The sequence below is a fragment of the Mesorhizobium sp. M2A.F.Ca.ET.046.03.2.1 genome (assembly GCF_003952425.1).
Taxonomy (GTDB): Bacteria; Pseudomonadota; Alphaproteobacteria; order Rhizobiales; family Rhizobiaceae; genus Mesorhizobium.
This window is the reverse complement of record NZ_CP034449.1, coordinates 2,418,853-2,441,141: the sequence shown is the minus strand read 5'-3', so window position 1 is coordinate 2,441,141 and position 22,289 is coordinate 2,418,853. Positions and strand designations below refer to the sequence as shown.

The window sequence follows — 22,289 nt, the reverse complement described above, 5'->3', positions numbered from 1 at the left end:
CGTGAGAGGCGCGGGGCAATCGGAGGAAGCAAGTAAATGAAGACCATCGCCAAACTTCTCTGCGGCGCGGCCCTCGCGGCCCTCGCCATCGCGCCGGCATCGGCCAAGGACCTCAACAAGGTCGGCATCTCGGTCGGCCTGCTCGGCAACCCCTTCTTCGTCGCCACCATCAAGGGCATCGAGGACGCGGCCAAAAAGATCAATCCGAAGGTCGAGGTGACGTCCGTCTCGGCAGACTACGACCTCAACAAGCAGGTCTCGCAGATCGATTCCTTCATCGCCGCCGGCGTCGACGTCATCATGCTCAACGCCGTCGACGCCAAGGCGATCGCGCCCGCGGTCAAGAAGGCGCAGGCCGCCGGCATCGTCGTCGCCGCCTTCGACGTCTCGGCGCCGGGCGCCGACGTCACCGTGATGACCAACAACGTCAAGGCTGGCGAGGAGGCCTGCCAGTATCTGGTCGACCACACCGGCGGCAAAGGCAACTACGTCATCCTCAACGGTCCGGCCTCGTCCTCGATCCTGGAGCGCGTCAAGGGCTGCAAGAACGTGCTTGCGCAGCATGCCGACATCAAGGTCCTGTCCGACGACCAGAACGCCGAAGGCTCGCGCGACGGCGGCCTGAAAGTGTTCCAGTCGCTGCTCACCCGCTTCGACAAGATCGACGCGGTGTTCGCCATCAACGATCCGACGGCGATCGGCGCGCAGCTCGCCGCCAAGCAGCTCAATCGCTCGGAATTCATCATCACCGCGGTCGACGGCGCCCCCGACATCGAGAAGGAGTTCGCCTCCGGCACCTCGATGATCAAGGCTTCAGCCTCGCAGGATCCCTATGTCATGGCCGGCCAGTCGCTGACGATGGCGGCGGATGTGCTTGCCGGCAAGAAGCCGGCCGAGCCGACCGTGCTGCTCGATCCGAAGCTGATCACCGCCGAGAACCTGAAGGACTACAAGGGCTGGACGGCGGCCCGCTAAAAAGCCTGCTCCCAAGGCTGGCGCGGCCGGATCGGTCCGGCCGCGCCTCATTCATCGGACGGAGATGATCATGTCGCGCATTGGAATCCATTCTTTCGTCTGGTCTGCGAGCTCGGCGCAGGCGGATCTCGAACGCACGCTCGCCAACACCAAGGAAGCCGGCTTCGACCTGATCGAGTTCTCCTATCTCGATCCGGCCGATGTCGATATCGGCAGGCTGGCCAAAAGCATCGCCGATCTCGGCCTGGGCGTTGCGATCAGCATCGGCCTGCCGGCCGACGGCGACATCTCCAGCCCCGACAAGGCGGTCGCCGCGCGCGGCGTCGAGATCTTGAACCGCACCGTCGCCCTCACCCGCGATCTCGGCGGTCAAAAGGTCGGCGGCATCCTCTCGACCAGTCATGGACTGCAGACCGAAGCACCGACGCGAGACCAGTGGAACCGCAGCGCGGGAACACTTGCCAAGGTTGCCGAGACCGCCAAAGCCGCCGGGGTCACGCTCAATCTCGAAATCGTCAACCGCTTCGAGAGCAACCTGCTCAACACCGCCGCGCAAGGGCTGGCCTTCATCGAGGACACCGGCTCCGACAACATCTTCCTGCATCTCGACACTTTCCATATGAACATCGAGGAGGCCGATGTCGGGCTGGCCATCCGCCACGCCGCGAAGAAGATCGGCTATGTCCATATCGGCGAGAGCCATCGCGGCTTCCTCGGCACCGGCAGCATCGACTTCGCCGCGATCTTCGATGCGCTGACGGCGATCGGCTACAGCGACGACCTCAGCTTCGAGTCCTTCTCCTCGGAGATCGTCGACGAGAACCTGTCGCGGAAGACGGCGATCTGGCGCAATCTGTGGACCGACAATATGGAGCTCGCCCGCCATGCGCGCCGCTTCATCGCGGTCGGCCTGGAGACGGCGCGGCGCAAGGCCGATCTCGTCTCGGCTTCGCAGCGGCCCTGAAGCTTCAGGACAATTCGCCGCGCCGCCAGCAGGCGATCAGATGGCCGTCGCCCGCATCGGTGGCGGGCGGTTCCGCTTTCAGGCAACCGGGCTGCGCCAACGGACAGCGGCCGGCGAATGCGCACCCGCTGTTCGAATTGATTTCGGCCGCAATCTCCGCCTGGACGGAGACCGCAGGCGAATCATCTGACGACTCTGCCAAGAGCAGCTTCGTGTAGGGGTGGTTGGGCCCGCGAAAGACCTGTTCGGACGTGCCGGTCTCCACCAGCCGGCCGCGATAGAGCACGCCGATCCTGTCGGCCATGTAGCGCACCACCCTGAGATCATGGCTGATGAACAGATAGGTCGTGTTCCTGTCGCGCTGCAGATCGTTGAGCAGGTTGAGCACCGTGGCCTGAACCGAGACGTCGAGCGCCGAGGTCGGCTCGTCCAGCACCACCACTTTCGGCGCGCCGGCGAAGGCCCGAGCGATCGCCGCCCTTTGCCGCTGGCCGCCGGAAAGCGAGCGTGGCTTCTGCTCGGCGGTCGTGTCGGCCAGCCTGACGGAGCAGAGAAGCTCGGCAACGCGGTTCTTCGCATCGCTCCGGCCAAGCCCGGCAAGCCGCCGCAGCGGTCGGCTGATGATCCGCCCGATCCGGTGGCGCGGATTGAGCGTGCGGTCGGGCGACTGGAAGACCATCTGCACGTCGCGCCGTTCGCCTGGCGCCCGCTTCTCGGCGCGTGGCGCCACCGTCCTGCCGAACAGCTCGACCGATCCTTGGCTAGGCGTCTGCAGCCCGGTGACGATCCGCGCCAGCGTCGATTTGCCGGAGCCGGATTCACCGATCAGGCCGAAGGTTTCGCCTTGCTCGATGCGGAGCTCGACCTTGTGCAGCACCGGGCGATCGCGATGTTGGCGCGCTGCTGCATGCCGCCGGAGAGCTCATGCGGATAAAGATCGAGCACTCGCTCGGGATTGGCGACCCGCACACGCCGGAGCAACTCAGCGGAGCGCCAGCGCGCTTCCTCGTGGCGCACCGGGCGATGGCGCATGATCGTCTCGCCGATCTGCCGGCCGATTGTCATGGCCGGACTGAGCGCGGCGCCCGGATGTTGGTAGACGGCCGCGATGCGATCGCCGCGCAGGCCGCGCAGCTCCTCGCCGGAGAGGCCGCGGATTTCCCGGCCTTGGAACTCGATCGCCGAGGCCGCCACTCGCGCATTGCCCGGCAGGTAGCGCAGGATCGCCATGGCCACCGAACTCTTGCCCGAGCCGGATTCTCCGACCAGTCCCAACGCTTCGCCTTGGCCTATCGAGAGCGACACGCCGTCGACGGCGGATTGCCATCCTCTTTTCCCGCCATAGGCGATGGAAAGTTTTTCCACATTCAGCACCGAAGGGGACATCAAGACCTCGAAATCGCTTTCTGTCGGCGCCCTAATCGAGGGCAATCGCTTCCGCTTGCATAGTATATTATCTCTATAAAATTACTCGAATAAAGGCCGAGCGCAATCTAGCCTTTTGCAAATTGGAGATCGCGGGTCGCGCCGACCAACGCGGCGCCCGCGTCTCCCAGCGATTTGCAAGGAGGCCGGCATGGCGCGAAATCAGTTGATCCTGAGCGCATTCTTCTTCAACCCGCAAGGCGACCATCGCATGTCGTGGCGCCATCCGCGCGCGCCAGGCCGGGAAGTGCTTGGCTTCGACTACTATCGCGAGCTGGTCCAGGCGGCCGAGCGCGCCAGGATCGACACCATCTTCGTCGCCGACCATGTGTCCATCTGGGATTCGGTGAAGAGCGGCGTCGCGCACTACGCAAACGCCCGCCTCGAGCCGCTGACGCTGCTTTCGGCACTGGCCGGCGTGACGAAGCATATCGGCCTCATCACCACCGCTTCGAGCTCCTACAGCGAGCCCTATAATGTCGCGCGCCTGTTCGCCTCGCTCGACCATATCAGCGGCGGCAGGGCGTCGTGGAACGTCGTCACCTCGGCCATGGACGAGGAGGCGCGCAATTTCGGCGGCGACGGCAACATCGAGCATGCCTTCCGCTACCAGCGCGCCGCTGAATTCCTCGATATCGTCAAGGGGCTGTGGGACAGCTGGGAGGACGAAGCCCTGCTGTTCGACAAGGAAACCGGCTACTTCGCCGATCCGGACAAGGTCCATGTGCTCGACCATCGCGGCGCGCATTTCAAGGTGCGCGGGCCGCTCAACGTCTCGCGGCCGCCGCAGGGCCACCCGCTGATCGTCCAGGCCGGTTCCTCGGAGGACGGCAAGAATTTCGCCACCGCCCATGCCGATGCGCATTTCGCCATCTACAGCACCAGGGAAGACGGCATCCGGTATCGCGAGGACATCAACGAGCGGCTCGCCCGCTACGGCCGACGTCCCGAGAGCTTCAAGATCCTGCCCGGCATATTGCCGATCGTCGCCGCTTCCGAGGCCGAGGCGCGCGACAGGCAGGATTATCTGCAGACGCTGCTGCCGGATCGCGTCGGCATCGATCTCCTGTCGAGCTGGAGCGGCATCGATCTTTCGGCCTATCCGCCGGACGGCCCGTTGCCGCAGCTTCCTGACGAAAGCACCTTCAATGGCGGCCGCACCTCGCTCAACCGCGTCAAGCAGTGGGCGACGCAGAACCTGACGCTGCGCGAGATCGCGCGAAAACTCGCCAACAGCGGCTCGGTGCCGACCGTCGCCGGCACGCCGAAGCAGATCGCCGACCAGCTGCAGGACTGGTTCGAGGCGGGCGCCGCCGATGGCTTCAACCTGATGTTCCCGCTGTTGCCGGAAGACTGGATCAACTTCGCCGAGCAGGTCGTGCCGGAGCTGCAACGCCGCGGCGTCTTCCCGACCGAATACGCCCCCGGAACGCTGCGCGACCGCTTCGGCCTCGCCCGTCCCGCCAACCGCTTCGCCGAGCAGCGCGCCAATCAGCGCGCCGTGTCCTGAGGAGAGCCGCCATGACCGCCGCACCGAGATTGCAGCCGCGCGAGGCGACCGCGCCGCAGCTGATCAACGTCCTGCACAGCGCCAAGCGCATCCGCGTCAAATTCGGCGGCCGCGTCATCGCCGACAGCCGCAACGTGCTGGTGCTGCGCTCCAACCATTTCCTGCCGATCTATTTCTTCCCGCTGGCCGCAGTCGACCAGTCGGTGCTGAAGCCCTCGAAACAAGGCCAGCAGCATCCCGTCGGTGGCGAGACCAAATACTGGGATATCGAAGCCGGTGACCGGCGCGCCGCGGATGCCGCCTGGTCGTTCACGGCGCCCCCAGATGAGAACCTCGCGCCGCTCGCCGGCCGCGTCGCCTTCACCTGGAACCTCGTAGACCAATGGTTCGAGGAAGACGAAGAAGTCTTCGTCCATGCCCGCGATCCCTATGCGCGCATCGACGTGCTGCAGAGCTCCAGCCATGTCGAGATCTGGTTCGACGGTGAGCCGATTGCCGACAGCCGCCGTCCGGTGCTGCTGTTCGAAACGCATCTGCCGACACGTTTCTATCTGCCGCCCGAGGATGTCCGGCTCGACCGGCTGAGGGCCTCGCTGACGAGGACCCGATGTCCCTACAAGGACATCGCCTCCTACTGGTCCGGCGTGCGCAAGGACGGTTCGCTCAGCGAGGACATCGCCTGGAGCTACCGCGATCCGATCGCCGAGATGCCGAGGATCAAGGGGCTGATCGCCTTCTATCCGCAAGCAGTCGACCGCATCCATCTCGACGGCCAGCCGGTCTGATCCGGCCCCGTCGTCTCCACTTCATTTCAAAAACCACGATTTTCACAGAGGCAAAAAATGACCAAGCGCAACGAAATCGACGCCCTTCGCAATCTCTCCGGCGACATCTGGAACGTCGCCGTCGACGAATACGCCAAGGGCTATCTCAAGCGCCGCGACCTGTTTAAATACGCCGCGCTGATCGGCCTGACCGGCTTTGCCGCTTCGCAAGGGCTGGGCTTCTCCGGTCAGGCCCGTGCGGCCACTGCCGGCGGCACCGTCCGCGTCGGGCTTGGCCAGCCGACCAAGGCGATCGATCCGGTCACCGTCACCGATCCGGCCAGCATCGGCGTTCTCAGCCAGGTCGGCGAATATCTCATCCTCGACGATCCCAAGGACGGGCTGCAGCCGAAGCTCGCTCTGTCCTGGGAAGCCGACGAGACGGCCAAACGCTGGACCTTCAAGCTGCGGCCCGGCGTGAAATTCCATGACGGCCGCACCGTCACCGCCAAGGACGTGGTGGCGAGCTTCGAGCGTCTGGTCGATCCGAACAGCGGCTCCTCGGCGCTCTCAGCCTACAAGGGCATCCTGTCCAAGGGCGGCGCCAAGATCGTCGACGACGAGACGGTCGCCTTCGATCTCGACCAGTCGAACTCCAATTTCCCCTTCTATGTCTCCTCCGACGTCTACAACGCCGTGATCCTGCCGGCCGACTATGCCGGCGACTTCGAGAAGAATTTCAACGGCACCGGTCCGTTCAAGCTCGAATCCTTCCGTCCCAAGCAGGGCGCCAGCTTCGTGCGCAATCCCGATTACTGGGGCGACAAGGCGCTGCCCGACCGGGTCGAGATCAAATTCTTCGATGACGAGCAGGCGCAGGTCGTGGCGCTGCAGGCCGGCCAGCTCGACGTCATCCCGAGCACCACGCGCCTCGAGCTGGCGATCGAGGGCAATGCCAACTTCAAGCTGCTCAGCGTCCAGGCGAGCTCGCACGACGCCGTGCATCTCAGGACCGACCAGGCGCCGTTCACCGACAAGCGCATCCGCCGCGCCCTGGCGCTCACCCTCGACCGCGAGGCCATCGTCAAGGGCCTGCTCAAGGGTCGCGCCATCGTCGGCAACGACACGCCCTTCGCGCCCATCTTCCCCTCGGCCGATTCGTCGGTGCCGCAGCGCAAGCAGGACATCGCCGAGGCCAAGCGTCTGCTGGCCGAAGCGGGCGTGCCGAACGGCTTCGAGGTGACGCTCACCACCGAACGCGCCTACGACATTCCCGACTACGCCGTGATCATCCAGAACTTCGCCAAGAAGGCTGGCATCGACATCAAGCTCAATGTCCTGCCGCAGGATGCCTATTACGGTTCCGCGACCTTCGGCAGCTCGCCCTGGCTCGATTCCAATCTCGGCATCACCGATTTCGGCCATCGCGGCACGCCCGACATCTTCCTCAACGCGACGCTGAAGAGCGATGGCGCGTGGAACTCCGCGCATTTCAAGAATGCGGATTATGACGCATTGCTGGTCGAATACGGCAAGGCCCGCGACCTGCAGGCGCAGCGCATCGCGGCCGGCAAGATCCAGACCCTGCTGCTCGACGAGACGCCGGAGATCATCTCCTACTTCTCGCAGTACAGCCGGATCGCCAGTGCGAAGGTCGAGGGCGTGCGCTTCACGGCCATCTCGCATCTCCTGCTCGACCGCGTTTCCTTCGTCCAGGCATGATGCGCAAACGTCAAGCCAGCCGGGGCACCGGATGCTGACCGGCCGCACCTTGTCGGCGCGCGCGGCTTCGCTGCTCCTCACGCTATGGCTGGTCAGCGCGCTGGTCTTCCTCGCCGGGCAGGTCCTGCCCGGCGATGTCGCGCGCGTCATGCTGGGTCCCTTCGCCGATGCGCAGGCCGTCGCGGCGCTGAACAGACAGCTCGGCGCCGACCAGCCCGTGCTCGTCCAGTACTGGCGCTGGTTCAGCGCGGCGCTTGGCGGCGATTTCGGCACGTCGCTGTCGATGCGTGCGCCGGTCGCGCCCTTCGTGCTGGCAAGCCTCGGCCGCTCGGCGGCCCTTGCCGGCATCATCCTCTTGTTTCTTGTGCCGCTGGGTGTCGGCGCGGGCATCGTCGCCGGCTTGAACCAGGGTCGGCTCACCGATCGGCTGATCGTGCTCGGCGGCGTCTCCTTCGGCATCGTCCCGGATTTTGTCTCCGGCCTGCTCCTGCTCCTCGTCTTCGGCCTGTGGCTGAACTGGCTGCCGATCACGGGTGCCGCGCCCGATGGCGCGGGTTTCTGGACGAGCGGTTACTATCTGATCCTGCCGGCGCTGCCGCTGGTGCTCAACCTCGCCGGCTATCTGGCACGCATGACGCGGGCCGGCGTCATCGAGGCCCTGGCCGCCGACTATACGCGCACCGCCATCCTGAAAGGGCTCGATCGCCGGCAGGTCATTATCCGCCACGTGCTGCCCAACGCGCTGACGCCGACGATCGCGGTGCTGGCGACGCAGAGCGGCTACATGCTCGGTGGGCTGGTGGTGATCGAGGCGCTGTTCGGCATCCAGGGCCTTGGCAATCTGGTTCTGAATGCCGCCAAGTCGCGCGATTTCCCCATGCTGGAAGCAGGCGTGCTGGTCTTGGCGACGATCTTCGTCCTGTCCGCCGCGATCGGCGATCTCGTCCAGGCGCTGCTCGACCCACGGCAACGGCGGCGGGCGTCGTTATGATGGATCTTTTGGAGTTCCCGGCGCCATCGCACGCGCCCGCTGTCCTGGGGGTCGCCGGCAGGCTGGGCCGCGCCGTTCGCGGCCTTCCTGTCTCCGTCATCATCGGATCGCTCATCCTCGCCTTCTGGATCGCCTGCGCCCTGTTCGGCGACCGGCTGGTGCCCTTCGATCCCTATGCCGAGGATTTCCTCGCAACGCTGACACCGCCGGATGCCACGCACTGGTTCGGCACCGATCACCTCGGCCGTGACGTGCTGTCCCGCATCATCGTCGGCTCGCGCGATATCCTGCTGGTCGCGCCGCTGGCCACGCTTGGCGGCGTTACCGCCGGCACGATCATCGGCCTGGTGCTCGGCTATTTCGATGGCCTGGTCGACGCTATCGGCGCGCGGCTGCTGGATACGCTTATGGCCTTCCCCTTCATCGTGTTGGTGACCATGACGCTGGTGGCGCTCGGGCCCTCGAACCTGACCGTCATCCTGGTGATCGCCATCGCCTATGCGCCGCTGGTGGCCAGGACCGTCCGCGCCGCGGTGCGCGAGCAGAAAGAACGCGAATATGTCAGCGCCGCCCGCCTCGGCGGCGAGAATGCCTTCGCCATCATGGTGCTGGAGATCCTGCCCAACATCAGGGAGACGATCCTGATCGAGCTCGTCACGAGGCTCGGCTACGCTTTCTTCTCGATCGCCACGCTGAGCTTTCTCGGCCTCGGCATCCAGCCGCCCTCGGCCGACTGGGGCCTGGCGGTCGCCGAAGGTTACGGCTTCCTCACCGGCGGCAAATGGTGGGTCGTCGTCTTCAACTCGGGCGCGATCGTCTCGCTGGTCATGGCGACCAACCTCATCGCTCAAGGCATCGGCGCCTTCGAGAATAGCGAACGGTGATTTGACCTTCTGAGGCTCGCGCTCTGCTAGACTCCCGTTGATTCGTCTCGACAGGGAACGGCATGAGCAAGGCCCTCGGCACATTCGCACTGATAACGGTTCTGAGCGCCTTGCTGATGGCGCTCTCTTTGGCGGTTGCCAGGCACGGCTATCCCTACGGCGCGTTTGGCGTGAAGCGTCTCGACGGCATTGCCGACGCCGGCTCCTTCCTGGCCATCGCCGCCGTCTATTTCTTCGGCGCCATGCTGATGATGGTCCTGCCGATCCGGGCCGCCGGCATCGTGCTGACCCACGCCGCCGACGCGATCTTCTGGGCGACGATCATGCTGTTCGCGACCATCGTCGGCGCGCTGATCGCCAGATGGGCCTTCGGCCAGCACGAGGTGCTTTGGGCGCTCTTCAACTGGCGCTTCCTGTTCGTCGCGGCTATCGTGGCGGCACACCTCACCATGAACGAGCTTCGGCGCAACGTCCTGCTCAGAAGCCTGTTCTTCGTCATCTTCGGCGCGGTCACGCTCGCCTGCCTGTTCTGGTCGTTCTCGACCTGACGCGAACCAGCTCTAGGTTTAAGATCGCGGGTAGACCTCCTCCCGGACAATCACTATATCATTTGTCTGACAATTGACCCGGCCAAAGGCTGCCGCGACCAAAACCCAAGGAAAAACAAGATGACCCTGCACCGCAAGAACCTGATCGACGGCGAGTGGCTTGGCGAGGCCGGCTCGCGCAACATCAATCCCTCGAACACCAACGATGTTGTCGGCGAATACGCTTCTGCCGGCCCGGAGGAGGCAAAGCAGGCCATCGCCGCCGCCAAGGCGGCCTTCCCGGCCTGGTCGCGCTCGGGTCCGCTGGCCCGCCACGCCGTGCTGAAGAAGACCTCCGACGAGATCATGGCGCGCAAGGACGAGATCGGCCGCTCGCTCGCGCGTGAAGAAGGCAAGACATTGGCCGAGGGTGTTGGCGAGACGATCCGCGCCGCGCAGATCTTCGACTTCTTCGCCGGCGAGACGCTGCGCCTGTCGGGCGAGATGGTGCCGAGCGTGCGGCCCGGCGTCGGCGTCGAGATGACTCGCGAGGGTGTCGGCGTCGTCGGCATCATCACGCCATGGAATTTCCCCATCGCAATTCCCGCCTGGAAGATCGCGCCGGCGTTGGCCTACGGCAACACCATCGTCTTCAAGCCGGCTGAGCTGGTTCCCGAAAGCGCCTGGACCATCGTCGACATCCTGCACCGCGCCGGCCTGCCCAAGGGCGTGCTCAACCTCGTCATGGGCAAGGGCTCGGTGGTCGGCCAGGCGATGCTCGACAGCCCCGACGTCAACGCCATCTCCTTCACCGGCTCGGTCGGCACCGGCAAGCGTGTCGCCGCGGCAAGCGTCGAGCACATGCGCAAGTTCCAGCTCGAGATGGGCGGCAAGAACCCGCTCGTCGTGCTCGATGACGCCGACCTTGCCGTCGCCGTCGACTGCGCCGTCAACGGCGCCTATTTCTCGACCGGGCAACGCTGCACCGCATCCTCGCGCCTGATCGTCACCGACGGTATCCACGACCGTTTCGTCGACGCGGTGAAGGAACGCCTGGACAAGCTCGTCATCGGCGATGCGCTGGACGCCAAGACCCAGATCGGTCCGGTCGTCGACCAGACGCAGCTCAAGCAGGACGAAGACTATATCGCCATCGGTGTCAGGGAAGGCGCAACGCTCGCATTCGGTGGCGAGCGGCTGGAGCGCGGCACGCCGGGTTTCTATCTGAAGCCGGCGCTGTTCGTCGGCTCCACCAATGCCATGCGCATCTCGCGCGAGGAGATTTTCGGCCCGGTCGCCAATGTCATCCGCGTCAAGGATTATGACGAGGCGCTGGCGGTCGCCAACGACACGCCGTTCGGTCTCACCTCGGGCATCTGCACGACCAGCCTGAAACATGCGACGCATTTCAAGCGCAATTCCGAAGCCGGCATGGTCATGGTCAACCTGCCGACGGCGGGCGTCGACTTCCACGTGCCGTTCGGCGGCCGCAAGGGCTCGAGCTACGGTCCGCGCGAGCAGGGCCGCTACGCCATGGAGTTCTACACCACGGTGAAGACAGCCTATACGTTCGCCGGCTGATCCAAACCGGGAGGAGATCGATGAGCGTGGCCGACATGACATGGCTGAACCCGCCGCCGCACCACGTGGTCGGCGACGGCACGCTCACCGTCCGCACCGGCAAGGACACGGATTTCTGGCGCGAGACTTTTTACGGCTTCTGGCGCGACAACGGTCATTTCCTCTACCGTCCCGTCGAGGGTGACTTCACCGCCGAGGTCACCGTCAAGGGCGACTACAAGGTGCTCTACGATCAGGCGGGGCTGATGCTGCGCCTGAGCGAAACGCACTGGATCAAGGCCGGCATCGAATACACCGACGGCCTGGCCTATTTTTCGGTCGTCGTCACCAACGACACCTCCGACTGGTCGCTGGTCGCCATCGCCGCCAGCAAGGACGGCGTCAGGATCCGCCTGACCCGTCACGCCGAGGCGATCCGCATCCAATATCTGGATGCCGCCGACGGCCATTGGAAGCCGGTGCGGCTGGCCTATTTCCCGGTCTCGAAATCGGTCGATGTCGGCATGATGTGCTGCTCGCCGCAGCGCGAAGGATTCGAGGTGACGTTTTCCGATTTCGCCATCGGGCCGGCGATTTCCAAGGATTTGCACGACTGACATCGGGAGCGGTTGTGGACAAACCCACCCTTCTCTTGCGCACGCTGACGAAGCTGTTGAGGTCGAAAACTGTCGCCGCCGGCGCAGGTTTCCGCCCGGATTTGCGCTTGGCTATTCTGATCAGACCGGCGCCGGGACGCGGCCATTGGCAGGCCTTTCGTCCTCGGCCGGAACGGCCACCCTGCGGCGCCGGAAAGCCGGCAACGGGGTCAGCCTGAACAGGCCGTAATAAACGATGAAGGACGCCGTGAAGTAGGGGCCGAGCATCTCGACCTCGAAGAAGGAGCGGATCAGCATCAGTCCGATCGCGCCGGCAAGCACCACCGAATCGGCGCTCCAGTCGCCGAACACCACTTTCGACACATGGCCATAGAAAGCGCGCAGGATGACCAGCGCCAGCAGGGTGACGCCGATGAAGCCGATTTCCACCAGCGTCTCGACATAGGTGTTGTGGAAGTGGAAGCCCGAGCGGGTCGAGATATAGAATTCCGCCCACAGCCGCTCCGGATCGGCAAAACCCTGCACCCAGTAGGCGGCGTAGCCATAGCCGAGCAGCAGATGCTGCTGCGCCGCCTCCCAGCCCTGCTCCCACAGATAGGTGCGGCCGGTGAGCGTCGAATCCTTGCCGAAGATGCCGAGCACGACATCCAGCAGGCCCAGGTTCAGCGCTGCCACGACAGCCGTCACCAGCGCGCCGGCGCCGACAACGAACAGCACGCGGCGATAGCGCAGCGACAGCACCTTGCTCATGGTGAGCAGCGACACGACGCCGATCACGGCCGGCAGCGAAGCCACGGACGTCGCCGAATGGGCGATTGCCAGCATGTAGACCGACAAAAGCATGATTGGCGCGGTCCAGGCGAAGCCCAGCCAATTGCGCCGATAGAAGACCAGGAACGCAAGGCAAAAGAAGATGCCGAGCGAGGCGAAGAAGCCGACCTGGTTCTTGGAACCGAAGGCGCCGACGAAATTGACAGTGCCGTCCATGATGTCGAGCGCATAAGCGCCGACTTTCATTGAATAGAGCAGAACGACGAAGATACCGATCAGCGAGCCCACCACCAGCGTGCGCACGCTGATGGTGCGCGCCGCGACATAGGCGCAGACGATGTGCGAGCTATATTGCACCGCCGCGCGCGCGCTGATGCCCGCCGCCTGGGACCAGAACACCGACAGGCAGACATAGAGCGCAAGCGTGATCGGCAGCCACGCCGTGGAAAGCCTCCAGGTGAAGCGCCGGTAGTCGACGAACAGCAGCGGCAGCCAGACGGCATAGTAGGCGAGGATCAGGATCTGGCCGAAATTGGGCGAATAGGCGAAGGCGATCACGGAAACCGCGACCGCGAAGGCGCCGTAGGTCTCGTTGCGATCGGGATCCATCAGAATGGATTTCGGAATCTTCATGCCGGATTTTGTCCGTTGAGCCCTTCTTGAGTGAGCCGCGCTAAGCCACGGCTCGCGCGCGCTGCATCTGCCGCTGCAGGAAGCGCCGCACCGGCTCGTCGTAAACGCGGGTGGCGATGTCCGCGATCGCGACGACCGAGGCCGCCATGACTATACCGAACCAGGGATGGTGCGCGAAAGGATCGATTGAGAAAGCCTTTCCGACTCCGGCGATGATCATCAGCATCGGCGTGTGGATGATGTAGATCGGGTAGGAAATTCGCCCGAGCCAGCCATAGAAGCCTGACAGAAGCGGTGCGGTCGGCGCCACCGCGCCGGTCGCCACCATGATTGGGAAGACGATGACGATTGCCGCAAGATCGTAGACAACGCGCGCGCCGCCGGCCGGTGCGAAGGCGAAGACGGCAAGGGTGAGCAGGATCGCGCCTTCGACCCACAAGCCGCGCCGCAGGAAGCCGACGCTGCCCTGCCAGCGCGCCATGGAGCGGCAAAGCAGCACCCCGAGGAAGAACGAGAAGGTGACGCGCGGCAGCCCGCTGACGATGGTCTTGCCAGTCATGCCGAAATCCAGCGTGCCGGCTAAAACAGAGGCAGCGACGAGCAGGACGAGGCTGACGACGACGATCCCCGTCAGCACGCGCCGCGACAAAAGGACGAACACCGCGACATAGGCGATGTTGACGATCAGCTCGAAGAACAGCGACCACGAAGCGGGGTTGAGCGGGAAGATCGTGTGATAGGCGTCGCTGACCAGCGGGATGAAGAACATGCCTGTCGTCAGCTGCAGGCCGATCTCGGACAGCGGCATGTACTCGGCCGGCATCAGCCTGTTCTTGACCAGCAGATAGAAGAAGCCGAGCAGCGTGCCGGCGAGATAAAGCGGATAAAGCCGGATCAGGCGGATCGCCACGAACGAGCCGAAGCCCATGCCGTTCTCGATCTTGCGGTCATAGGCATGCGCTATGACGAAGCCGCTCAGCAGGAAGAAAAGGTCGACCGCGAGATAGCTCGACGGCAGCACCTTGCCGTCGGCCAGGAACGGCGAGAAGTGATAGAGCATGACGCTGATCGCCGCCACGCCGCGGATGGCGTCGAGGTTCAGATACACGTGACGCGGGGCTGCGGGCTGCATGTTATGCCTTCAAGCGGTCCAAAACAGATCGCCCGCCCCCGCCGTGACGCGGACGAGCCTGACGTGTCCCTCCCGCCTCCGTTCCTCGGTTCGCTGCGTGCAAGCCGTGGCCGGCGACGCTATTGGCTGGTCGTCGGCGCCAGCTTCACCTTGATCACGTCGCCCGGCAGCACAGGCGTGTCTTCCTTGGCCTCGATCTCGCTCGTCTTGCCGTCGGCGACCCGCACCAGCGAATAGAGCAGGGGCGGTTCTTGACTGCCGGTGAGAGCGGCAGTCGTTGCTGGATCCGACGCCTGAGCGATCAGGCCCTTCTGCATGCCGACCCTCAAGGCCGCCTCGTTGAGGTTCGTCTCCGTTTGCTGCCGATCGGCGGTGAGGCTCGAACCCAGCGTGTTACGGGCATCGATGGCGTCCTGCTCTGCCTTGCTGATCGACTGCTTGGCGGTGAGGATAGCCGTCTCGTAGTCCAGGATCTTGCCTTGCAGGTCGGCGACCGTCTGCTGCGAGGAAAGCAATCTCGCATTGGCAATCAGGCCTTTCTGCGCCAGCGGACCGATGCTGTTTGCCTGCTGCTCCGCCAGATCGACCTGCTTCTGCTGGTTGGCGATCTTCTTTTGCAGCGATTCGATTTCCGACTGCAGAACACCCTTCAACTGGTCGAGCGCATCGAGCTTCAGCTTCAGCGACTTCTGGTCGGAAACCAGGATCGCCGTTTCGTCGGCGACGATGGTCGGCAATCTCGAATCGCCCTGGATTTCCTGAGGCACCTCGAAAGTCGTTTTCCCCGCCAGGTCGGCGTCGATGCGGGCTCGCCTGACCATCAGCCGTAAGCGCTGGTCGTCATAGATGTCATAGCTGCCCTTGGCGGTGATCAGATCCTTTTCGATCTGCGGGCCGTTGTCGGCATTGCGCCGAATGCCGCCGGCGATGCTGATTGCCTTGAGCACCGTCAGATCGGGCACGAAGGGAAACTGGCCGGGATTCTGGACTTCACCCGAAATGTAGAACGGCCGGAACTGCGCCATCTCGACCGAGGCTTCCGGCTTGTCGGGCAGCGCTAGCTTACGCTGCAGCGCGAGCCCGATCGCCGAGGCGATCTCGGCCGTCGTCTTGCCGGCGGCCTGCATGTCGCCGACGAACGGCACCGAGAGCGTCCCGCCCGGACCGACCGAATATTCGCCATTGACGGCCGACCAGTCGCGGAACGTGCCGTCGACCGTCTGCCATTCGGCGACGCGGATGTTGAGCTTGTCCTGCGGGCCGAGCTGATAGTCGCCGGCGGCGGCGAATTGCGGCATGGCCAGTGACGCCGCAAGCAAGAAGCCCGCGACGCGGGCTGGTGTCCGAGATATGAGACTGCAGGCGAAAGACAGTCCGAAGAGGTCTTTTGTCAAATGAACGTTTCCGATCCGCTTTGGCCCCATCCGCCCGAATGAGATCACTGCCGGATGCCTACCCCGGTTGCCGCGGGGCAGGCCTGTTGGTCGATAGTGCCGGTCAATAGCTGCCGCGCGACATCCACACGGCAGGAACTGTCTTGAAGATGATGCGAATGTCCTCGAACAATGACCAGTTCTCGACATAATGGCGATCGAAGGCGACCCGCGTGTCATAGGATACGTCGTTGCGGCCGCTCACCTGCCACAGCCCGGTGAGACCCGGACGTGACTTCAGGTAATAGACGGCGGCGCTGCCATAGATTTCCAGCTCGTCGCGCACGACCGGGCGCGGGCCGACAAGGCTCATGTCACCCTGCAGGATGTTGAGGATCTGCGGCAGCTCGTCGAGGCTGAGCTTGCGAAGCACCGCGCCGACGCGGGTGACGCGCGGATCGTTCTTCAGCTTGCGCGTCGCGATCCATTCGGCGTTGGCCTCCGGATTGGCCGCCAGATAGGCGGCAAGCACGCGCTCGCCGTCCGGCACCATGGTGCGGAATTTGAGGCAGGAGAAAATCCTGCCGCCACGGCCGATTCGCTTGTGGCCGTAGAAGATCGGACCGTTGTCCGAAAGCTTGACCAGCAAGGCGACCAGCAGGAAAAGCGGGCTGAGCAGAACCAGCCCTGACAGGGAACCGACGATATCGAAGCTGCGTTTGAGCAGACCGCCGATGGGGGGTGGAAAATCAACGCCGACCTGCGCAAAACCCGCATTAGCCGACTTGGCGACATCCCTCATGCAGAAGCTCCATACGTTGAACGGATGGTTTACGGCAAGATATCAAAAAAATGCTGCAGCGCAACACACAATTTCCCATCGCGCCGAAATGTTCACGTCATGAATTGACTAAATAATAAACCTTCCCTGCCCAAATTTTCACCTTTGTGGCGCGTTTATGACAAGGTGACAGAAAACCAGGAAAATGTAGTCCGCCTTTCAGGCCTTTTTGGACAGTTCGTTCTTTGCTGCAGACGAAACGCGGTTGCATGGCGCCGGAAGCACTCGCAACGGTAAGTTATTCAGGTAAAATACTATTCAAAGTCGCGGATTTTACTGAGCCGAGAAGAGCGGCATTGAATAGCCGCTCAAGCCGCAGTGTGCGACGCAGCATGGCAGAGTCGATCTCGTAAAATCATTGGAAACCATACCTGCCGGGCCTTGCTCCGATCAGCCCGCCTTAATAGAGTCGCAAATTGTTCCTGTCATAGTCTGCATGGGTAAGGAAGGCCGGAAGCAACCGGCCGGATTGGGCAGCCAGAAAGAGCTCTTTGGCGCAACGGGGAGTTACGCGGGTGGGTAAGTCGCAGCTTCTGCATGCTCGTCTCGGTTGAGAGGCCGGCGAACATGTCTCTGCCAAAATTCATCATAGGCATGATGTTCGCGCTGGCGATCGTCATCGGCTGGTCTTATTTCGACGGCGCGTCGGCGGGCACCATCCTCTTGCGTGCCATCGTTTGCGCCGTGATCATTCAGGCAGGCTATTTCCTTCTGGTCTTTGCCATGATCGGCAGGGCAACGCCGACTTCGGCCGACAAGATCCGCGAAGCCGACCGCGGGGCAATCCTGAACAAGGTCGCCGACGGCGAAAAGCTAAGCGCCAGACGCAGCCTCCACTGACCGTTCGAACGGCGCCGGGACCAATCCGGCCTCGGCCGGGGGCGCGCTGTCGCGCTCGGCCTGCTCGCCCGACAGCATCCTGGCCAGCCGGCTGCCGGCTTTTGCCTTCAGCCGCCGGTATTGTCCGACCTCGACGATGCGCCCGTTCTCGATGGCCACGACCCAGTCGGCGAAGGCGATCATCGACGGCCGATGCGCGATGGTCAAAATCGTCATCCGGCCGCGCAAAGCCTCGATCGATTGCGCGATCAGCGACTGGTTCTGCCAGTCGAGCGCGCTCGTCGCCTCGTCGAGGATGAGCAGCGACGGCTTGCGCAGCAGCGCCCGCGCCAAGGCGATGCGCTGCCGCTCGCCGCCGGAGAGCCGGACACCGCGGTCGCCCACCACCGTATCGAGCCGCGATGCCAGCCGTTCCACGAAATCGGCCGCATGGGCGTTGCGCAGGGCCGCCCATAGCTCCTCGTCGCTGACCCCAGGCGCGGCAAGACGAAGATTGGCGGCGATCGTGTCATGCAGCAGGAACACATCCTGCGGTACATAGGCAACCTGATCGCGCCACGCCCTGCGATTCTGCGCGGTGATTTCCACGCCGTCGGCCAGGATCCGGCCGCTGGTGGGTTCGAGCAGGCCGAGCAGCATGTCGGCGATCGTGCTCTTGCCGGAACCGGAAGGGCCGATCAGCGCCGTCACCTTGCCGGCAGGCAGATCGAAGGTGATATCGCTGACCACCGGTCTTGCGTCACCCTCGCCATAGGCGAACGATACCTCGCGGATGTTGAGGCCGGTCTCGAGCGACAGTCTCGCGCCTCGTTCGGCCACGCCTTGGGTCGGCTCGCGCTCGGCGTCGAAGCGGGCCTGAAGGGCTTGCATCGAAGCGTAGGCCGGCAGGTTGATCAGCACCTGCTGGGTTTGAAGCTGCATGTCCATGAAGCGCGGCGCGACCCGCATGAAGACCAGGAGCAGCACGACGATCTCGGCAAGCGAAAGGTGGAAGCGGACCAGCGCGATGTAGATGAAGAGGCTGAGCCCGATCACGCTCGCCATCTGGAACAGGGCGGTGCCGAGTGAAGAGTTGCGGACAAAGGTGATGTTGTCGGCCTTCATCCTGTCCAGCGTCGCGCCGAGCTCGGCGAAATAGCTCGCCTCGACATTGAGGCTCTTGGCGACCTTGATGCCGCCGAGAAACTCGGAGACCGTGCGATACTGGTCCTGGCGGTTGCCGGTCAGCGTGCGGCCATAGGCGCTGGCGCGTGCCCGGAACGGCTGCAGCGCAACCAGCAGCACCAGGCCGATGAGGATGGCGAAGGACGTCATCACCGGCGAGATGAACAGCGAGACCACGAGATAGCCGGTCAGGAGCAATGTCGCCTGCGTGAGCATCAGCAGCGAGAAGGCGGCTACCTGCACGCGGTCGACGTCGCCGTTCAGTGCGTGGTCGAGATCGGAGCTGCGGATGCGGGTGAAAACACCCCAGCGCGCCCGGCCGATGCTTTCGAACAGGTTCATGCGCACGCGGTTGACGAAATCGTAGAGCAGCCGCGCCATGTAGACCGACTTGAAGCGGTTGAAAATCGCCTGCAGCGCCACCAGCGCGACAAGCAGGCAGAGCACGGTGGCCAGCGACAGCGTTCCGCCGGGCACCAGCCAATGCAAGGCTTCCGGCAGTCGAACTGCGTAATCCTGTTCGGCCCTGCCGATCAGGCGCAGCAGCGGGACGAGCAGCAGGATCGAGATGCCTTCGGTGAGGCTGCCCAGGATCAGGAAGGTCAGCGCCGTCGCGGTGCGTCGCCCGCCGACATGCGCCATCATGGCGCCGAAGCCGGTGATGTCCCGCAACAGCGACAGGCGAAGCTTCGAGGACCAGCTCATGTCCCGGCTCACCTTGTCCCGGACGCCAAGTCGGTATCGATCGCGGCGACCGCTTCGTCGATCCGGTCGAGTCCGGCCGGCACTTCCAGTCGGCTGACGCCGACCCGTCCGGCGATCTGTGCGCATTGGCTGAGATGCATCGAGGCGAAATCGCCCGGCAGCGCCTGCCGGCCGAACCGCGTGATATACGAGAATTTGATGATCGCCGGCAGCGCGGCTGCGCCGGACAGCGGGGAGATAGCCGCCCGCACGCCCCGCTCGAGCACATAGATGCGCGACACCGGCACCGCTTCGACCGCAAATCCGTCACGCAGCCGATGCTGCGCCTTGTCGATCTGCGGATGCACCTGCGGGCGCACCTCCGCCTGCTCGAGGCGAATGGCGCCGGCCGCGTCCGCCGCAAGCTTGAGCTGCGGGAATCCGGGCAGGATCATCGGCCGGTCCGGGTCGGACAAATCCAGCGCCACGACATCGTCGGTGAGCAGTCGATGGCCGGCGCGGATCATCGCGCCTGCCGTGGTCGATTTGCCGGCGCCCTTGTCGCCCATGAAGATCACGCTCTTGCCGTCGACTTCAATGGCGCTGGCATGCAGGACGAGCAGCCCGCGCTGATGCAGGGCGAGCGCCATCACCGGCCCGAGCAGCGGAAAGGCGAGCAGCGGATCGTCGACCCCTGGCGCGGGATCGACATCGATGCGGTTGCCGCTGATCAAGAACGTGCCGACCGCCTGCCAGGAAAGATACTGGCGCGTCGGCTCGAACCGGAAGGCGGTGGCGTCCCGGGATGCCTGGCCGGGAAAATCGACCCGCCCCACCGCGATCTCCAGATCCGGTGTCGCCGGGCGCGTCGGCTCCAGCTCCGGCAAGGTCACTTCGGAGCCGATCACCAGCCCGTAGGCCTTGTAGAAACGGCGGACACGTCCGCTCGCCGCCGCCGTTTGCGGCTCGGATCGCGCAAGGGAAGCGATCGGAAGGTTCATGCGGGGTTTCCCTCAACTTGCCGCAGCCACAGCGACAGCGAAACCGCGCGCCAGACATGCTGCACGTCCGGCAGGGTCGCCTGCTCGGGCTGGCGCAGCATCCGGTCATAGACCGCGGCCACTGCAGGCAGGTTCACATAGGGCGCGATCCGCTCGCTGTCCGATATAAGCAGCCTGTCCAGAAGCTCGCGGTGATTGCCGAGCATGCCATTGACCAGGTTGGCGGTGAAATCGATCTTGTCGCGCCGCCATTGCACGGCCGGCGGCAGAACGCCTTGCATGGCCCGGCGCAGCACATGGCGGCCAAAACCGTCCTTGAGCTTTTCCTCGCCGGGCAGCGCCAGGCAGAATTCGACGAGCGGCTTGTCCCAGAACGGATAGCGCGGCTCGACGCCGAAATTGGCGGCGGCCTTGTCGAGCACTTCGAAAGCGTGCGGCACCAGCCCGGTCGACAGAAGCCAGCGATGCGTCAGCGCTTCGCTGGCGCTGACGGCGGCGGGCATGTAGCCGCTGCGATGAAAGCGCTCGGTAAGATCGGTGCGCCCGGCAAGATCCGGATTGACCAGACCCGCCCAGGCGGCGCGTGGCGCCTGCGCCGGCCCGCGCCGCACTTTGCGGACAAGGCGTTTGGCCGCCGCCCTCATCCTGGCGATTCGCCAGGCCGGCCCATAGATGGTCAGGAACTTGAAATAGAGGGGAAGCATGCCGTCGCCATAGGTGTTGGCCGCGCTGCGCAACTCGCGCCAAAGCTTCAGCCATCTGCCGGCATTGGCGAGCTCGTGAAGGTGTCCGTGGCCCTGCGAGACGACCTCGTCGCCGCCGTGTCCGTCGAGCAGCACCTTGACGCCCTTTGCGCCCGCCGTCCGGTAAAGGTCGCGCGTCAAGGACAGGCCGGGCGCCAGGAACGTGCCTTCCTGCTCCTCCAGGATGCGCTCGAACTCGGCGAAGGGTGCGTAATGGCCGACGGCAATCAGCGCGGCGTCGAGCGGATTGCCGTCGAGCACCGCATCGATGAACGGCTTCTCGTCCATGGAGGAGCCCTTGTCGAACACCAGCGAGAAGGTCTTGAGCTTCGGGTTGCCTGTCGCCGCTGCCCTGAGGCTTGCAAGGCATGTGATCGAGGATGAATCGAGGCCGCCGCTCAGCATGGCGCCGACAGCCGACGTGCCACGCATCCGGTTCTCCACCGACTGCGCGAAGAGATGCCTGAATTCTTCGGCCGCGTGAGCGCGCGGCGGCCGCTGTGACGGCTCGATCTGCCAGTAGCGCCGCAGCGCAATCCCGTGGCCCGCCACCATCATGCTGTGTCGCTCCGGCAAGCGGAAGATTTCGGCGTAGGGCGTGGCCTGGGAATCGTCCGGCAGGCCGGCGAGAAAGCCGGAAATCTGGTGCTCGCTGAGGCGCCTGCCGACGCCGTCCAGCGCCAGGATGGGCCCGATCTCGGAGGCGAAAGCAAAGCGCCTTGCGGTCGAATGATAGTAGAAGGGTTTGACGCCGAAATGGTCGCGCGCGCAAAACAGGGCCTGGCGCTCGCGGTCCCATATCGCGAAGGCGAAGTCGCCTAGCAGGTAGGTCGGACAGGCCTCGCCCCATTTCAGGTAGGCGTGCATGATGAGCATCGCGTCGGCAATCGACCGGTCGCTTAGGCCTAGCCGCGCCAGCAGCTCGTCGCGATTGTCCAGCCGGCAATCGGCGGTGATGGCGAGCTTGCCGCCGGCCATCGCCAGCGGACCGGGCCCGTCCTCGCCGGTCGTGTCGAGCCAGGCGTGGCCGAGCGCCACGCTGCCCTCCGTCCGCCATGAGCTGCCGTCGCGGGCACGATGGCGCATGCGCGAAAGCATCTGCTGGATGTCGCTGGCCGCGGCGGGCCTGCCGTTGTCGATATGCATGATGCCGGCCACGCCGCTCATC

General features: G+C 64.4%; 20 protein-coding genes. 11 read left to right on the top strand and 9 right to left on the bottom strand.

What is annotated here, in order from left to right; all coding sequences use genetic code 11:
• The first annotated feature begins 36 nt into the window (after positions 1–36).
• Positions 37–975: an ABC transporter substrate-binding protein gene (locus EJ072_RS11570; protein WP_126063059.1), complete on the top strand. Its 939-nt coding sequence runs from the start codon at positions 37–39 to the stop codon at positions 973–975.
• Between the two features lie 70 nt (positions 976–1,045).
• Positions 1,046–1,939, top strand: a complete 894-nt coding sequence (locus EJ072_RS11565; protein ID WP_126063058.1) for a sugar phosphate isomerase/epimerase — start codon at positions 1,046–1,048, stop codon at positions 1,937–1,939.
• Between the two features lie 4 nt (positions 1,940–1,943).
• Here EJ072_RS11565 and EJ072_RS36715 read toward each other — a convergent pair whose 3' ends face one another.
• Positions 1,944–2,816: an oligopeptide/dipeptide ABC transporter ATP-binding protein gene (locus tag EJ072_RS36715; RefSeq protein WP_245467286.1), complete on the bottom strand. Its 873-nt coding sequence runs from the start codon at positions 2,814–2,816 to the stop codon at positions 1,944–1,946.
• Positions 2,765–3,325, bottom strand: coding sequence for an ATP-binding cassette domain-containing protein (locus EJ072_RS36710; protein WP_245467285.1), 561 nt, complete (start codon positions 3,323–3,325; stop codon positions 2,765–2,767). The genes EJ072_RS36715 and EJ072_RS36710 overlap by 52 nt, the downstream gene beginning before the upstream one ends.
• 190 nt (positions 3,326–3,515) lie before the next feature.
• On the opposite strand from EJ072_RS36710, the gene EJ072_RS11555 reads away from it, so the two are divergent.
• From EJ072_RS11555 to EJ072_RS11520, 8 genes are all read left to right on the top strand, one after another.
• Positions 3,516–4,874, top strand: a complete 1,359-nt coding sequence (locus EJ072_RS11555; RefSeq protein ID WP_126079814.1) for an LLM class flavin-dependent oxidoreductase — start codon at positions 3,516–3,518, stop codon at positions 4,872–4,874.
• A gap of 11 nt (positions 4,875–4,885) precedes the next feature.
• Complete coding sequence (locus EJ072_RS11550; protein ID WP_126079813.1) at positions 4,886–5,659, top strand: DUF427 domain-containing protein; 774 nt, start codon at positions 4,886–4,888, stop codon at positions 5,657–5,659.
• A 57-nt stretch (positions 5,660–5,716) separates the two neighbouring features.
• The gene (locus EJ072_RS11545) at positions 5,717–7,360 is read left to right on the top strand and encodes an ABC transporter substrate-binding protein (protein WP_126079812.1); all 1,644 of its coding nucleotides are present in this window, start codon (positions 5,717–5,719) and stop codon (positions 7,358–7,360) included.
• Between the two features lie 31 nt (positions 7,361–7,391).
• Entirely contained in the window at positions 7,392–8,351 is a 960-nt protein-coding gene (locus tag EJ072_RS11540; protein WP_126079811.1) for an ABC transporter permease, read from the top strand.
• A complete protein-coding gene (locus EJ072_RS11535) occupies positions 8,348–9,235 on the top strand; it encodes an ABC transporter permease (RefSeq protein WP_126079810.1) in 888 nt (295 codons plus the stop codon). The genes EJ072_RS11540 and EJ072_RS11535 overlap by 4 nt, the downstream gene beginning before the upstream one ends.
• Before the next feature lie 62 nt (positions 9,236–9,297).
• Positions 9,298–9,783, top strand: coding sequence for a hypothetical protein (locus EJ072_RS11530; RefSeq protein WP_126079809.1), 486 nt, complete (start codon positions 9,298–9,300; stop codon positions 9,781–9,783).
• Between the two features lie 120 nt (positions 9,784–9,903).
• Positions 9,904–11,343: an aldehyde dehydrogenase family protein gene (locus EJ072_RS11525; RefSeq protein ID WP_126079808.1), complete on the top strand. Its 1,440-nt coding sequence runs from the start codon at positions 9,904–9,906 to the stop codon at positions 11,341–11,343.
• A gap of 20 nt (positions 11,344–11,363) precedes the next feature.
• Positions 11,364–11,939, top strand: coding sequence for a DUF1349 domain-containing protein (locus tag EJ072_RS11520; RefSeq protein ID WP_126079807.1), 576 nt, complete (start codon positions 11,364–11,366; stop codon positions 11,937–11,939).
• Positions 11,940–12,059: 120 nt separating this feature from the next.
• Here the strand turns inward: EJ072_RS11520 and EJ072_RS11515 are convergent, their stop codons facing one another.
• From EJ072_RS11515 to EJ072_RS11500, 4 genes are all read right to left on the bottom strand, one after another.
• Positions 12,060–13,343 carry an O-antigen ligase gene (locus EJ072_RS11515; RefSeq protein ID WP_126079806.1) on the bottom strand — a complete coding sequence of 428 codons (1,284 nt, stop codon included), beginning with the start codon at positions 13,341–13,343 and terminating at the stop codon, positions 12,060–12,062.
• 40 nt (positions 13,344–13,383) lie between these two features.
• Complete coding sequence (locus EJ072_RS11510; protein ID WP_126079805.1) at positions 13,384–14,475, bottom strand: acyltransferase; 1,092 nt, start codon at positions 14,473–14,475, stop codon at positions 13,384–13,386.
• 119 nt (positions 14,476–14,594) lie between these two features.
• Positions 14,595–15,773: a polysaccharide biosynthesis/export family protein gene (locus EJ072_RS11505; RefSeq protein ID WP_245467284.1), complete on the bottom strand. Its 1,179-nt coding sequence runs from the start codon at positions 15,771–15,773 to the stop codon at positions 14,595–14,597.
• A gap of 199 nt (positions 15,774–15,972) precedes the next feature.
• Positions 15,973–16,650: a sugar transferase gene (locus tag EJ072_RS11500; RefSeq protein WP_126079804.1), complete on the bottom strand. Its 678-nt coding sequence runs from the start codon at positions 16,648–16,650 to the stop codon at positions 15,973–15,975.
• 606 nt (positions 16,651–17,256) lie between these two features.
• On the opposite strand from EJ072_RS11500, the gene EJ072_RS11495 reads away from it, so the two are divergent.
• Positions 17,257–17,529: an exopolysaccharide production repressor exox gene (locus EJ072_RS11495; protein WP_126079803.1), complete on the top strand. Its 273-nt coding sequence runs from the start codon at positions 17,257–17,259 to the stop codon at positions 17,527–17,529.
• Here EJ072_RS11495 and EJ072_RS11490 read toward each other — a convergent pair.
• From EJ072_RS11490 to EJ072_RS11480, 3 genes are read right to left on the bottom strand one after another with little or no spacing between them, the layout of a single operon-like run.
• Positions 17,503–19,398 (bottom strand): ABC transporter ATP-binding protein, encoded by a 1,896-nt coding sequence (locus tag EJ072_RS11490; RefSeq protein WP_126079802.1) that lies wholly within the window; start codon positions 19,396–19,398, stop codon positions 17,503–17,505. The two genes, EJ072_RS11495 and EJ072_RS11490, sit on opposite strands and share 27 nt — an antisense overlap.
• Positions 19,399–19,406: 8 nt before the next feature.
• A complete protein-coding gene (locus EJ072_RS11485) occupies positions 19,407–20,378 on the bottom strand; it encodes a serine kinase (RefSeq protein ID WP_126079801.1) in 972 nt (323 codons plus the stop codon).
• Positions 20,375–22,288, bottom strand: a complete 1,914-nt coding sequence (locus EJ072_RS11480) for a lasso peptide isopeptide bond-forming cyclase (RefSeq protein ID WP_126079800.1) — start codon at positions 22,286–22,288, stop codon at positions 20,375–20,377. The genes EJ072_RS11485 and EJ072_RS11480 overlap by 4 nt, the downstream gene beginning before the upstream one ends.
• Position 22,289: the final 1 nt, after the last annotated feature.